The organism is Stappia sp. G46H5W (assembly GCF_058448995.1).
This window is the reverse complement of record NZ_JBZFLL010000003.1, coordinates 1-12,791: the sequence shown is the minus strand read 5'-3', so window position 1 is coordinate 12,791 and position 12,791 is coordinate 1. Positions and strand designations below refer to the sequence as shown.

The window sequence follows — 12,791 nt, the reverse complement described above, 5'->3', positions numbered from 1 at the left end:
TGTTCTTTCGCTCCCGCTGCGCGTCGTCTCCGCCAGCCTTGCCGCCGAATGACACGCCGTCCAGGCTGTCACGGGAATACGGTTTCATCCTGTCGCCGATTCCCTTTTTGCCCGCAACGACTGACTTTGCGGGAGTTCCGATGGACCGTCCAGAGCATATCCGTCCTCGATCGGCTGCCCTCGGCGTTCGTCTCCCTGGAAATTGGGGTTCTGGAAGCGGCGCCGGTCGGGCCCGAAGAAGCCTTTGGTGCGAACGAAGTCCCGCTGGTTGAGGATGCAGTTGGCGATCCGCAGGTAGAGGCCGCGGGCGGAAATCGGCTTGCACATCACTTCCGTCACGCCGCTGTCGCGTGCCTGCATCACGCGGCGCTTCTGGGTATGTGCCGTCACGGCGATGATCGGGACGAAGCAGGCCGGCGCCTGCGAGGTGCGAATCCGGTGGGTCAACTCGTTGCCGTTCACAAGCGGCATCAGCCAGTCGAGGATGATGAGGTCGGGATCGTTGCGGGAGATCTCTTCCAGGGCGTCGGCGCCATCTTCCGCCTCGTAGATGGACTTGATGCCGAAGCCCGCAACCATCGTCCGCAGGATCCTGCGCATGTTGGTGTTGTCGTCGACGATCAGAACCCGGATTCCGCTGAGGTCGAGATGGGGTAGCTGCATCTTGCGTCAGTCCTGCACGCGCGCCGTCAAGAGATCCTCGCGGGAGGATCGCGGTCAGAACTTAATTATTTGCGAAATAAGTCGATGTACTTACCGCGGTCAGTAGCGGAACATCTCGGAGAGGATGCGCTCGTCCCAATTGTGATCGGCATCGAACAGGGCAAGGCTCGAAGAGTTCTTCTCCTCGCGCACGCGCACCTCGATGACATTGCGGATCTCGGTATAGTCCGCCGCCGCGCTCACCGGACGCTTGTCCGCTTCCAGCACGCTGATGCGAACATTGACGTAGTTCGGCAGCAGGGCGCCGCGCCAGCGCCGGGGGCGGAAGGCGCTGATCGGCGTCAGTGCCAGCAGCTGGGCGTCGATGGGCAGGATCGGCCCGTGGGCCGACAGGTTGTAGGCGGTGCTGCCGGCAGGGGTGGCAACGAGCACGCCGTCGCAGACCAGCTCTTCCATCCGCACGCGCTCGTCGACCGAGATGCGCAGCTTGGCGGCCTGATGGGTCTGCCGCAGCAGCGAGACCTCGTTGATCGCGAGCGCCGAATGGATGTGCCCGAACGTGTCCGTCGCTTCCATCACCAGCGGATGAATGCGGCTGACCACGGCCCGGGCGATGCGCTCCGGCAGGTCGTCCTCGCCATATTCGTTCATCAGGAAGCCGACAGATCCGCGGTTGAGGCCGTAGATCGGCTTGCCGGTATTCATGAACCGGTGCAGCGTCTGGAGCATCAGGCCGTCGCCGCCAAGGGCGACGATCACGTCGGCCTGCTTGGGGTCATGGGCACCGTACCGGCTCTCCAGCTCGACGCGGGCACGCTCCGCCTCGTCCGTCTCGCTTGAGACGAAGGCCAGTTTCTCGATAGTCTGCGGCAGGCGGTCCATGTTTCTGACGTAGCACGGGCCGGGAAATTTGGGGACCCGTCTTTTGATGCAGGGTGAGATGGATATCCGATTGATCTACGCGACTTTTCCCGACACGGAGAGCGCTCGCGCGGCGGCCGCCCGGCTGGTAGGCGAAGGGCTGGCGGCCTGCGTCAACATGTGGCCGGGCATGACGTCGATCTATCAGTGGGACGGCGCGCTGGAGGAAAGCCAGGAAGTCGTGTTCCTGGCCAAGACCACCCGTTCGCGAGCGCGCGAGGCGATCGAGGCGGTCGTCCAGGTGCACCCCTATGACGAGCCGGCGGTCATGCTGCTGCCCGTGGAGGGCGGCAGTGCCTCGTTCCTCGACTGGATCCGCCGTCAGACGGGCAGCGAGGCCTTCGAGGGCAGTTGATCCGCGCGTGCGGCCGGTTCAGTTTGCGCCGGCGGGGATCGGCGCGATCGTCTTGAGATAGGCGGCAACCGCGGCGCGGTCTTCTGCCGGTACCTTGGCCCAGTTCGCCTGGACCGAGGCCATGCTGCCTCCGACGCTGTCGAAGTCCGGCGTGAAGCCGCTTTCCAGGTAATAGGCGATGTCGGTTGCCGACCAGGAGCCGATGCCCTGCGTAGAGGGGGTGATGTTGGGAATGGTTCCCTCGCCATCGGGATTGGGGCCGCCCGCCATCCAGCGCGCAGTGTCGAGCCCCCCGAGGAAATTGCGCGGCGTATGGCATTCGGCGCAGTGGCCGGCGCCCGTCACCAGATAGGCGCCCCGTTCGGCTTCGGCGCCGGCAGTTGCGGCAAGAGCGGGCGCGCTGGTGTCCAGGAACAGCAGCTTCCACATGCCGAGCGCGCTGCGCCAGGAGAAGGGGAAGGCAAGTTCGTGGTCGGCCACCTGATTGTCCGAGGCGGGAAGCGTGTCGAGATAGGCCTTCATGTCGATCAGGTCCTCCGCCTTCATGTTGCGGTAGGAGCCATAGGGGAAGGCCGGATAGTAGTGCAGGCCCTCCGGCGAGGTGCCGTGGACCATCGCGTTCAGGAAGTCGTTGACCGACCATCCGCCGATGCCCGCCTGCGACGGCGAGATGTTGGGCACGCGGAAGAGGCCGAAGGGCGTGTTCATTTCAAGCCCGCCGGCAAGCACCAGCTTGTCGTCGCCTGTCGCGCCGGGTGCGGCATGGCATGAGGTGCAGCCGCCGGCCCAGAACATCCGTTCGCCATTGGCAAGGTCCGCCTGATGTACGGGAATCGCGGACGGGTCCACACGTTCGGGCCGCGTGAAATAGAGTCCCGCGGCGATCAGCAGCAGGAACACGCCGACGAGACGGCGGAAGGTGCGGCGGGTCATGTGCTACTCCCGGACACGTCTTTCGGAGGGCCTGCCGACGGGCAGGCCTTTGCCGCGCGCCGGAAGGTCTGCTCCGGCGCGCGGTCTGGCATACTCAAGGTCCTTGTTAGATCAGTTCTTCTTGACGCGGTAGGTCTCGTGGCAGGCGCGACAGTTCTGCGCGACCGAGCCGAAGGAGGCCTTCAGCGCATCGAGGCTTTCGCTCGCCGCGGGGATCGCGGCCATGGCGGCGGTCTGCATGTCGAGAGCGGCCTTCTCGAAGCCCGCACGGTCTTCCCAGATCTTCGGGCCGGCCTCGCTGGTCGGCGAATCGGCCCCTTCCGGGAACTGGGTGACGAAGCCGGACGGGGTGGTGAACAGGACGCGCATGGCCATTCCGGCCAGCTGGGCGTCGTAGGGAATTTCCCCTTTCACCATCTTGCCGAGCGTGCCGGTGGCGGCGCCGACAGACTTCATCATGTTCTGGCGGATCTCGATGGGGTCGGCATTGGCGAGCGATGTGGTGGCCGCGAAGGCTGCGAGCACGGCGACCGTGCGCAGGCAGGACTTGAGCATGTGATGTGTCTCCCTCAGGTGCGGCGCAACAAGCCGCCCGAGCGAGTGTCGACGCATTTCCCATCGCTTCTCAAGATGCCCGATTTCACGAAGACGTGAGACAGAAACGCTCTCCTGCGCGTCCTGCTACCGGTTGGCCAGGTCGCGCAAATGCGAGGCTGCGCGGTCTGGCCCGATGGAGGCGGCACGGATCAGCATGTCGAAATGCCGGGTGAGTGCGCGGATGTGCTCGACCGAATTCACCACCAGATAGAACGAGCCGAGAAAAAGCGCGGCGCGCTGCGGGCCGAAGACGGTGTAGGGGGGAGAAAACCGGGCGCGAGCATCATAGAGGAACAGGCGGAACGTGGGATAGAGTTCGTCCACCAGCCGGGCCATGTGGCGGAGCTGTTCGCGGCGGTCATCCTCGGGCAGTCCGGCCCAGATGCCTGTGCCGCCCGCCAGCTGGTCGAGCGTCTGCAGCGGCATGCAGACCTCCATGTCCGTCTCCGGACGGCGCGTATAGGCGAGCAGGCGCCGGCCCTGGTCGGCCTTTGCTGCGGCCTTGACGGTTTCCGGCGCGCCGAACTCGTAGGCAAGCACCGCCTCGGTGCGCAGCAGATCCGGGATCGTGCCCGGCACATAGCGAATCTTGTAGCCGACCGCCTGTTGGTGCCAGTTCGCCAGCAATGTGTCGCCGCGACCGTGGTCCGCCTGTTCGATCTCGATGGCCGGCGCGATGGTTGCCGCGTCCGAGGCGCTCTGGGTCAGCCCCAGCAGCCAGTCGGTGGTGACCCCTTCCGAGCGGGCGATGTCGCAGAGCGCCTCCGCCCGCGGCATGCGGGTGGAGGCGGAATCAAGAAAGTGGCTGAGCGCAGAGCGGTCGAGACCGACCCGTGCGGCGAACCGGCTCGGCGGCTCGCCGCGCCGCGCCATCAGGATGCCGAGCCTTTCGCGAAAAAGCGCCGCGAGCTCGCGTTTGTCGGTTCCGCTCATCGCAATGACGCCTTTCCGGTCGATTGCAGATATGCAATCTCACATCATTATTGTGAATTCACATGTATCTCGTGATTTTCCAATAAAATCACATTTGCATTTGGATATCGACACATTGTTCCGCGCGGGCGTTCCGACACTCTGTGCTGCATGCAGACCGCGCAAACCCTCTCCGCCGATGGCTTTCCCCACGACCTTCAGACCTTGCAGGAGGGAGCAGGAGCTGCCTTACCCGCCGCTGTCGAGCCCCACCTGCTCTCACGCGCTGCGTTCGAATGGCCGACATTTGCATTGATCGGCGGGGTCTATCTGGCGTTTGGCGGGCTTGTTGCGGCAGCCTCCATGGTGCAGGGGGCGGGCTGGTCGGCGCTCTCCTGGCTGTGCCTCGTGCCCATTGTCACGCTGCATTCGTCGCTGCAGCACGAGTTGCTGCACGGCCACCCGTTCCGCAATCCGCGGCTGAACGCGCTGCTGGCTGGGCTGCCGCTCGGGTTGTTCGTTCCCTATTGGCGGTTCCGTGCCTTGCACATCGCCCATCATGACGACCCGCGCCTGACCGATCCTTACGAGGATCCGGAGAGCTGGTACCTGCATCCACGCGACTGGCGAACCGCAGGGCGAGGCCGGCGTGCCCTTTTGGCCTTCAACAACACGCTGTTCGGGCGGATGCTGGTCGGGCCGGCGATCGGCATGGCGGGCTTCGTTGCTGCCGAATGGCATCTCGCGCGGAAGGGAAGAGGGGACGTGATGCGTGCCTGGGGCGAGCACCTGGTGCTTGCGGGCGTCTTGCTGGGGCTGCTGAGGCTTTTGCCGGGCTTCTCGCTGCCGGCCTATCTGGCGGTCTGCTACGGCGCGTGGTCGCTCCTGTGCGTGCGCACCTTTCTGGAGCATCAGGCGGAGGAGGCGGTCGGGCACCGGACGGTGATCATCGAGGACCGGGGTCCGCTTGCCTTCCTGTTCCTGTTCAACTCGCTGCACGCGGTGCATCACCGCTTTCCGGCCGTTCCCTGGTATCGGCTGCCGGGTCTTTATCGCCGCCACTGCGACGCGTTCCGGGCGGAGAACGGCGGCTACGTCTACCGTTCATATCTGGAGATCGCGTGCCGCCATGCCTTCCGCGCCAAGGAGCCGGTGGAACATCCGGTCCTGGCGCGGGGGCTGGAGCGCGAGAGATTTTCAAAGGCAGAGTGAGGACGGGGCGCTTCAGACCGAGAATTCGGAGATGCCGCCATGGGCGGCGGACCACTTCAGCGGCTCGTTGAGGAACGACTCGACCGAGGCCAGCGTCTTCTCGTCGAAATGGTTCTCGTCCCGGGCGACCGCCAGCACATCGCGCCAGGTGGCGAGGTAGTGCAGCGTCAAACCATTGCGGGCCATCGCCTCATAGGTCTGCGGGAAAATGTCGTAGAAGAAGAGCACGATGGCGTGGTCGACCTGGGCACCGGCCTTGCGAAGCGCTTCGGCGAAGCGGACCTTGCTGCCGCCGTCGGTGGTCAGATCCTCGACCAGCAACACCCGGTCGCCTTCCTTCAACACGCCCTCGATCTGCGCATCGCGGCCGAAGCCCTTCGGCTTCTTGCGCACATACTGCATGGGCAGGCCCAGGCGCTCGGCGATCCAGGCGGAGAAGGGGATGCCTGCCGTCTCGCCGCCGGCGACCGCGTCGAGCGATTCGAAGCCGACATTGCGCAGGATCGTGGCGGTGGCGAAATCCATCAGCGTCGCGCGCAGGCGCGGGAAGGAAATCAGCTTGCGGCAGTCGATATAGACCGGGCTGGCAAGGCCGGAGGTCAGCTTGTAGGGCTCGTCGGCGCGGAAGTGGACCGCCTTGACCTCGAGCAGCATCCTGGCCGTCTGGCGTGACACGAAGGCGGGATCCGGGAAACCGATCGGGTTCATGTGCTGTCCTCTCGCTGCTGTATGCGCCGTGTTGCGCCTTCGGCCCGGCTGTTGCGCAGCCGGGCGAAACCGTTCGACCCGCGATGCGGACCGTGCCGTGTTCGGACTGGAAAACATCGGGGAGGTAGTGGTGCCGGCAACAGGATTCGAACCCGTGACCCCCTGATTACAAATCAGGTGCTCTACCAGCTGAGCTATACCGGCATCGGAGCGGCGTTTAGCACACCTTTCGCAGGCGTGCATCCGTTTCGAATGCTGCTTTGCTCAAAAACGAACGTGTTGTGCATGAGGCAACGCCGGCTGGTCACAAGCTCTCCAGGAACGCGATCAGCGCCCGGATTTCTGCCTGCTCCAGATCGAGGCGCTTGAGGAGCGGCGAGGTGCGGGCTGCATGAGGCCAGAGCGGGTCGGCTGCTTCCGCTTCGTTGCGCGGTCGGATGCGGCCACCGCCTTGAATATAGAAGGCGATGACGTTGGCCAGGCGCGGCATGATCCCGTTGTGCATGTAGGGCGCGGTCAGCCGCACATGGCGCAGGGGAGGCGTGCGGAACAGGCCGACATCCTGCGGATCGCCCGTCTCCTCGTACCGGCCGAGATCCTGCAGCCGGCGGCGAAAGAAGGTGAGCCCCAGATTGTGCATCTTCTGGTCGGTCAGAAGAGGGCCGAAGTGGCAATTGGCGCAGCCCGCCTTGCCGCGGAAGAGATTGAGACCCCAAAGCTCCTCATCGGAAAAGCGGACGGGCAGTCCTGCGGCGAAGCGGTCGAATCGCGTACCGCGTTCCAGCGTCCGCTGGAACGCGGCCAAGGCGTCGGCGACGTGCGAAAAGGCGATGGGCGTTTCGCCGTAGACCTGGCCGAAGGCGCGGACATAGTCCGGTCTTGCGCGAAGGCGGTCCACCACCTGAGCCAGATCTTCATTGGCCATCTCGACGGGGTTCAGGAGGGGGCCGGCGGCCTGCTCCTCGAGGGTTGCTGCCCGCCCGTCCCAGAAGAACGCGTCGCGATAGGCGACCCCGAAGAGCGAAGGGGCGTTGCGCCGCCCCTCCTGGCGCCCGTGACCGACCGAAACCCTGAGCCCGTCGCCCCAGCCAAGCTGCCGGTTGTGGCAGGACTGGCAAGAGAAGTGCCCGGAAGCGGACAGCAACGGATCCTCGAACAGCCTGCGCCCGAGGCGCGCCTTCTGGAGCTCGGCGCCTTGCGGATTCGGCCGCTGCTCGAGCGGGCCCAGTTCCACGAAGGCGACCTCCGGCTCGACCAGAGCCTCAGGCCACTCGGACGGCGGTCGCGCATAGGCCCGGCGCAACGCCTCGAAGTCTCCTTCGTCAGGCTGGGAAGGAAAGGTCGAAGCGAGCCTGTTGTCGCCGGCTCGCTGCCAGCGCTCCTGTATCAAAAGCGCCGGCATGAGCAGGACAACGGCAAGGCACAGGCCCCACAGACCCGCGAAGAAACGGAAGAAAGGCATTGCTCTTCTTCAGAATGTGGTGCTGAGGCCGAGCCAGAAGCTCCGCCCTTTGATGAAGGGATTGCTGTTGTTGGCCGTCGCGTTGCCGATTTCGTTGAAGAGATTGTTGGCAACCAAGTTGAGGCTGACGCTTCTGTGCCCGTCGCGCAGAAGGACAAGGTTGGAGTGCAGGTCGACGGTGAGGGTGCCGTCGAAATCCTTGTCCTCCCAGACGTCGTGGCGAACGCCCTCGAACACCTGCGTGCGTCCCGTGTCTTCGACGCCGGTGAAGGGGAAGTTGTAGTTGGCCGCGAAGCCAAGGTTGAACCGGCCCTCGTACCAGTTCGTCATCATCGCGAGCTGGGCGCGCATGGGGATGTCCATGTTGCCGGTCACGACGGAGAAGCCTGCGACCGAATAGGACCGGCCATTGTAGAGGATCCGGTCGAGAAGATCGTCCTCGTCATAGAAGTAGCTGTCAGGCGACAGTTCCTGGGCGGACCAGGTGAAGGAGGCGGTCAGCGTCAGGTGATCGAGGAAGCGGAACCGCTCCATGTGCCAGGTCTTGGCATATTCCGCGGTGGCGGATTCGTAGGCCCCGGTGCCGGAGTTGGTCAGTTCCCAGACATTGCTGCCGAGATTCGCCCTCGCGTACTGGTCTTTCATCGCGCGGTTGACATAGCGCAGGCGGAACGCACCATCGGTGAGTGGGTCGATGACCTTGAGGCCGGCCACCCATTCGTCCGTGAAGGGGGTTCGCAGGTCCGAGGCCCTGTTGCCATAGACGCCGGTCTCTGCGCGCATCGTCCATTCGTCGGTGACATTGCCGCTGCCGTCGTGGCTGCGGATGTAGGACTGCCCGCGGGGCTGATTGTCGCGGATGGCATAGGCAAGGCTTTCGCCGGCGTAATAGCGGTTGAACCCGGCAGAGAGTTCGATCCGTTCGATGGGCGTGAGCGTCGCAGCGATGCGCGGCGCGATGTTGATGTTCTTCTGGTAGTCGTCGACCTGGAGCCGCACCCCCGGTCGGACGGTCAGCCAGCCGAAGGTCTGCTCGAGTTGCAGCCAGGCATCCGCCGAGTTGAGGGTTGTCGTGTTGTCGAAAGCCTCCCAGATCGACTTTTTGTCGGCATACTGATCGGGGCCGCAGGCCTCGCTGCCCAAGCAGGTGAACTGGCTGAGCCCGAGGGAGCGGGCGTCCCAGAGCGTGTTCACCGAGGTGTAGTAGGTGAAGTCGCTTTCGCGCGCGCGGCGGGCGTTCGTGTGGGTCAGGTCGAAGCCGGCCTCGAATGTGCCGGCCCAGATGGATCCCGTGACGCTCTGGCCGAAGAGATACTGCGTCTGTTCCTGGACCTTGTTCGCGCCAAACCCGCCGTCGTAGCAGATGACATTCGATGTCGATGTCGGGTCGAGCCGGCACCAGGAGAGGATGTCCGGATCGCTCGACGTCCATTGGCTGGCGGTTCTGGTGCCTTCCCTGATCTGGTAAACGCGGGCGGTGTCGCTGTTCGTCTGGTTCCTTGTCGAGGAGTGGGAGACGACGGCCTTGGTGTCGAGCGTCAGGCCGAGAATCTGGCCGAGCGGCGTTTCGACAGTGTCGAACGTGTAGGAATGCTCGAGCTTGCCAGCATAGGTCCGGGTGGAGACGTCGACATGCATGTCGCGCCAGTTCGGGCTTTCGTACCCTTGCGTATAGTCGGTGACCATTCCCTCGAGCGAGAACAGTCCGTAGTCCGTTCTGGCGTCGAGTTGGAGCCTAAAGAAGTTATTCAGGGAATCTTCCCTGATGTCGCCGGAATAATAGATGTAGTCTTTTTGCTTCTTGGTGGTTGCATCGGTCCTGCTGTACTGTGCAATCATCGAGAAAATTTCGTTGATTGGCCCGCTCAGCGAAAGCGATGACTTGATCTTGGTGAACTCGGGTGGTTTGCGCTCGAGCGGATTGGTGCCGTCGGTCGTCGCGATGTTGTAGCTGACGAACTTGTCGCTTTCGACCTTGACGCTTGCCGTGCCTGTCCAGCGTTCCGTATTGGGCTTCTGCAGTTCGTAGGAAACGACGCCGCCCTGAAAGTTGCCGTATCGCGCGGAGGCATTGCTGTCGACCACCGTCGCGCTCTCCACGAAATCGGACGGCACGAAGATCGTCTGGGGGTGCAGGCCGTAGAAGCGGTCGGCATTGGGCGTATTGGTGTCGCTGGCCAGCTCCGAGTTGCCATAGCGCTCGACCGAGCCGGTGACCGTGTTGGTCGGGATGCCGTTGACGATGAAGTTGTTTTCGTAGGTGCGCCCGCCCGAGATGGAGAGGAGCTCGGGCCGCGTGTCGAGGATCTTCTGGCCGTCGATGCCCGCGTCGGTATCGGTTTCGTCCTGGTATTGGACGTTCGGCAGGCCGCGCAGGGCGGAGTTGGCATCGCCGCTGCCATCCGTGCGTACGGTGAACCCTTCCTGGTCGAGGGTCGTCGTGCCGACATCCGCCCGACTGCGCGGGCTCAGCAGCTCGTAGAAGGGGACGATGATCCGGCTGAGAGGCGTGGCCTTACCCTGCTCGCCACCCTCTTTGTCGTCGGTTGCGGGAGTGCCGGCCGCTCGGGGATCCGAGTCGTCTTGCGCCTGTTCGCTGGCCAATGTGGCGGGAGAGACGGCGGGCGCCTGCGACTGGGCGAAGGAGGCTGCCGGCAGGGCAAGCACGATCGTCGCGACACCGCTGATCGCGGCGCGCTTCTTGGCATTTTGCACGATGGGGCCCTCAATTATTGTCTTGAGTGGGAGGGTAGAGAGGGTGGCTCGCGCAAAAGCTGGCTGGGGCGATCGAGCGCCCGAAGCCGGCAATATTTAACTTGAGTTATTGAGTCAAGAATTAAGAGGCGGGCTATCAAAGGGTATTTTCGGGGGAGGGGGCGGCTCTTTGGTCTCGACGCGACGCAAAGAGGGGCTCAGAGCCCCATCTTCGCGCGCGTGACATAAAGGGCCAGAACGGCCGCATTCGAGACATTGAGCGAGGCGATGGCGCCGGGCATGTCGAGCCGGGCGAGCGCATCGCAGGCCTCGCGCACGCCCTGACGCACGCCCTTGCCTTCGGACCCCAGAATCAGCAGCACCTTGTCGCCGAGGTCCGTCTCTTCGAGGCGTGCCGGTCCTTCGCTGTCGAGGGCGACGGCCTGGAAGCCGGCCTCGCGCATTTCGGTGACGAAGCGCGCCATGTTCTTCACGCGCACGTGCCGAACCATATCGAGTGCACCGGAGGCCGACTTGGCCAGCACGGAGCCTTCTTCCGGCGCGTGCCGTTCGGTCGTCACCACCGCATCGGCGGCAAGCGCCACGGCGGAGCGCAGGATGGCGCCGACATTATGCGGGTCGGTGACCTGATCTAGGGCGAGCACCAGGCGTGCCCTGGCAAGGTCGCGCGGACCGAAGGCGGGCAGGGGATCCGCCTCCAGAACGGCGCCCTGGTGGACCGCATCGCGTCCCAAGAGGTGATCTAGCTGCCGCGGGTTCACTGTTTCCACAGGAACGTCGAAGGTGACTCCGCGCTCGCTCAGCCGGCGCTGGGCGTTCTCCGTCGCCAGCAGCCGGTGGCGGCGGCGGTCGGAGTTTCGGAACGCCGCCTCGATCGTGTGCAGCCCATAAAGAAGCACTGGCCCCTCGGGCGCATCTCCCTCGCGCGGGGGGCGCGGGCGGGCCTTGGCGAAGGGGCGGCGGCCCTCTCCATCATGGGCCGCGCCCTGGGCCGCCGGCTTGCCGCCTGCTTTCCGGAAGCCGCCCTTGGCGCCCCGGCCCTTGGCGTCCCTGTAGTCCCTGCCGCCGCCTGCGCCGCCGTGGCGGGGCTTCTCGCGCGAGCGCGCGGGCGCCTCTGAACCATGATCGTCAGGGCTGGTGTTTGTGCCGGACGGGCCGGCCGGTGTGTCGGAGCGTGTCATGAGCGAGCGATTATCCGCAAGGTGATCCACCGGCAAGGAGAAACCGCTGCCGGACGGGCGGTCGTTTTTGTGTCCAAAGGCTATAAATGGGTGTTGACACCCCCAAGCCGGTTCTACATAACACGCGCCACGGGAGCGGCCTCGCGATTGTTTCGCGGGGCGTTTTCGTGAAGCCATCCAGGACGCTTCGGCGACAGGGCGGTGAAACGGAGGAGTGCCCGAGTGGTTAAAGGGGACGGACTGTAAATCCGTTGGCTTGGCCTACGTTGGTTCGAATCCAACCTCCTCCACCATCCCCCCTTGCGGCAGGCGGCGGGTGTAGCTCAATGGTAGAGCAGCAGCCTTCCAAGCTGATGACGAGGGTTCGATTCCCTTCACCCGCTCCACTTTCGAGTGACGCTGCTGCTCCTGACCGGCTTTACGACAAACGCGCATGCCCTGCTTAGCATCCACCGCCCTGGGGCGGTCGGGTCTTGATCGAAATGATGGACTTAACCGCAAGTTAACAGAGAGCGACGCCGATGGCGAAAGCAAAGTTTGAGCGGACGAAGCCGCACGTGAACATTGGCACGATCGGCCACGTCGACCATGGCAAGACGACGCTGACGGCGGCGATCACGAAGTTCTTCGGCGAGTTCAAGGCGTACGACATGATCGACGCGGCTCCCGAGGAGCGTGCTCGCGGTATCACGATCTCGACGGCGCACGTCGAGTACGAGACCGAGAACCGTCACTATGCGCACGTGGACTGCCCGGGCCACGCCGACTACGTGAAGAACATGATCACGGGTGCGGCGCAGATGGACGGCGCGATTCTGGTCTGCTCGGCGGCCGATGGCCCGATGCCGCAGACCCGCGAGCACATCCTTCTGGCCCGTCAGGTCGGCGTTCCGGCTCTGGTGGTGTTCCTGAACAAGGTCGACCAGGTGGACGACGCGGAACTTCTCGAGCTGGTCGAGATGGAAGTGCGCGAGCTGCTTTCGTCCTACGAGTTCCCGGGCGACGACATTCCGATCGTTGCCGGTTCGGCTCTTGCCGCCCTTGAGGGCCGCGACGAGGCGATCGGCGAGACGAAGATCCGCGAGCTGATGGCTGCGGTCGACGACTACATCCCGACGCCGGAGCGTCCGGT

The 12,791-nt window shown here is 64.4% G+C and carries 12 protein-coding genes and 3 tRNA genes; 5 read left to right on the top strand and 10 right to left on the bottom strand.

What is annotated here, in order from left to right; genetic code table 11:
• Window positions 1-84 precede the first annotated feature (84 nt).
• Together ACVJ6E_RS10235 and ACVJ6E_RS10230 are read right to left on the bottom strand one after the other, a co-directional pair.
• Window positions 85-663, bottom strand: a complete 579-nt coding sequence (locus tag ACVJ6E_RS10235; RefSeq protein WP_120267393.1) for a response regulator — start codon at window positions 661-663, stop codon at window positions 85-87.
• 99 nt (window positions 664-762) lie between these two features.
• Entirely contained in the window at window positions 763-1,545 is a 783-nt protein-coding gene (locus ACVJ6E_RS10230; RefSeq protein WP_120267394.1) for an NAD kinase, read from the bottom strand.
• Window positions 1,546-1,615: 70 nt separating this feature from the next.
• On the opposite strand from ACVJ6E_RS10230, the gene cutA reads away from it, so the two are divergent.
• Window positions 1,616-1,939: a divalent-cation tolerance protein CutA gene (gene cutA, locus ACVJ6E_RS10225; RefSeq protein ID WP_199680987.1), complete on the top strand. Its 324-nt coding sequence runs from the start codon at window positions 1,616-1,618 to the stop codon at window positions 1,937-1,939.
• Between the two features lie 18 nt (window positions 1,940-1,957).
• Here cutA and ACVJ6E_RS10220 read toward each other — a convergent pair whose 3' ends face one another.
• The 3 genes from ACVJ6E_RS10220 to ACVJ6E_RS10210 all read right to left on the bottom strand — a co-directional run bounded on the left by ACVJ6E_RS10220 (window position 1,958) and on the right by ACVJ6E_RS10210 (window position 4,402).
• On the bottom strand, window positions 1,958-2,872 hold the full coding sequence (locus tag ACVJ6E_RS10220; RefSeq protein ID WP_120267396.1) for a c-type cytochrome: 915 nt from the start codon (window positions 2,870-2,872) through the stop codon (window positions 1,958-1,960).
• A 111-nt stretch (window positions 2,873-2,983) separates the two neighbouring features.
• Window positions 2,984-3,427, bottom strand: coding sequence for a cytochrome c (locus tag ACVJ6E_RS10215; RefSeq protein WP_158592614.1), 444 nt, complete (start codon window positions 3,425-3,427; stop codon window positions 2,984-2,986).
• Window positions 3,428-3,553: 126 nt separating this feature from the next.
• A complete protein-coding gene (locus ACVJ6E_RS10210; RefSeq protein ID WP_120267398.1) occupies window positions 3,554-4,402 on the bottom strand; it encodes a transcriptional regulator in 849 nt (282 codons plus the stop codon).
• A gap of 291 nt (window positions 4,403-4,693) precedes the next feature.
• Here ACVJ6E_RS10210 and ACVJ6E_RS10205 point away from each other — a divergent pair, with 291 nt between their 5' ends.
• Window positions 4,694-5,593, top strand: coding sequence for a fatty acid desaturase (locus ACVJ6E_RS10205; RefSeq protein ID WP_208996614.1), 900 nt, complete (start codon window positions 4,694-4,696; stop codon window positions 5,591-5,593).
• A 12-nt stretch (window positions 5,594-5,605) separates the two neighbouring features.
• Here the strand turns inward: ACVJ6E_RS10205 and ACVJ6E_RS10200 are convergent, their stop codons facing one another.
• From ACVJ6E_RS10200 to ACVJ6E_RS10180, 5 genes are all read right to left on the bottom strand, one after another.
• Window positions 5,606-6,301, bottom strand: a complete 696-nt coding sequence (locus tag ACVJ6E_RS10200; protein ID WP_158192949.1) for an orotate phosphoribosyltransferase — start codon at window positions 6,299-6,301, stop codon at window positions 5,606-5,608.
• Between the two features lie 128 nt (window positions 6,302-6,429).
• Window positions 6,430-6,505: transfer RNA gene (locus tag ACVJ6E_RS10195), tRNA-Thr, on the bottom strand.
• A 100-nt stretch (window positions 6,506-6,605) separates the two neighbouring features.
• Window positions 6,606-7,763, bottom strand: a complete 1,158-nt coding sequence (locus ACVJ6E_RS10190) for a cytochrome c peroxidase (protein ID WP_120267401.1) — start codon at window positions 7,761-7,763, stop codon at window positions 6,606-6,608.
• Between the two features lie 9 nt (window positions 7,764-7,772).
• A complete protein-coding gene (locus ACVJ6E_RS10185) occupies window positions 7,773-10,478 on the bottom strand; it encodes a TonB-dependent receptor plug domain-containing protein (RefSeq protein ID WP_158592615.1) in 2,706 nt (901 codons plus the stop codon).
• Window positions 10,479-10,675: 197 nt separating this feature from the next.
• On the bottom strand, window positions 10,676-11,659 hold the full coding sequence (locus tag ACVJ6E_RS10180; protein ID WP_491676446.1) for a TrmH family RNA methyltransferase: 984 nt from the start codon (window positions 11,657-11,659) through the stop codon (window positions 10,676-10,678).
• A gap of 208 nt (window positions 11,660-11,867) precedes the next feature.
• Here ACVJ6E_RS10180 and ACVJ6E_RS10175 point away from each other — a divergent pair.
• The 3 genes from ACVJ6E_RS10175 to ACVJ6E_RS10165 all read left to right on the top strand — a co-directional run.
• Window positions 11,868-11,952: transfer RNA gene (locus ACVJ6E_RS10175), tRNA-Tyr, on the top strand.
• 19 nt (window positions 11,953-11,971) lie between these two features.
• A tRNA-Gly gene (locus ACVJ6E_RS10170) sits at window positions 11,972-12,045 on the top strand.
• Between the two features lie 135 nt (window positions 12,046-12,180).
• A partial coding sequence (locus ACVJ6E_RS10165; protein ID WP_491676445.1) for a GTP-binding protein occupies window positions 12,181-12,791 on the top strand: 611 nt, incomplete at its 3' end.

Bases quoted from the DNA above. Each gene is read 5' to 3' on its own strand.
- ACVJ6E_RS10220 (WP_120267396.1), bottom strand. From the start codon at position 2,872: ATGACCCGCCGCACCTTCCGCCGTCTCGTCGGCGTGTTCCTGCTGCTG.
- ACVJ6E_RS10235 (WP_120267393.1), bottom strand. From the start codon at position 663: ATGCAGCTACCCCATCTCGACCTCAGCGGAATCCGGGTTCTGATCGTC.
- ACVJ6E_RS10210 (WP_120267398.1), bottom strand. From the start codon at position 4,402: ATGAGCGGAACCGACAAACGCGAGCTCGCGGCGCTTTTTCGCGAAAGG.
- ACVJ6E_RS10180 (WP_491676446.1), bottom strand. From the start codon at position 11,659: ATGACACGCTCCGACACACCGGCCGGCCCGTCCGGCACAAACACCAGC.
- ACVJ6E_RS10190 (WP_120267401.1), bottom strand. From the start codon at position 7,763: ATGCCTTTCTTCCGTTTCTTCGCGGGTCTGTGGGGCCTGTGCCTTGCC.
- ACVJ6E_RS10200 (WP_158192949.1), bottom strand. From the start codon at position 6,301: ATGAACCCGATCGGTTTCCCGGATCCCGCCTTCGTGTCACGCCAGACG.
- ACVJ6E_RS10230 (WP_120267394.1), bottom strand. From the start codon at position 1,545: ATGGACCGCCTGCCGCAGACTATCGAGAAACTGGCCTTCGTCTCAAGC.
- ACVJ6E_RS10215 (WP_158592614.1), bottom strand. From the start codon at position 3,427: ATGCTCAAGTCCTGCCTGCGCACGGTCGCCGTGCTCGCAGCCTTCGCG.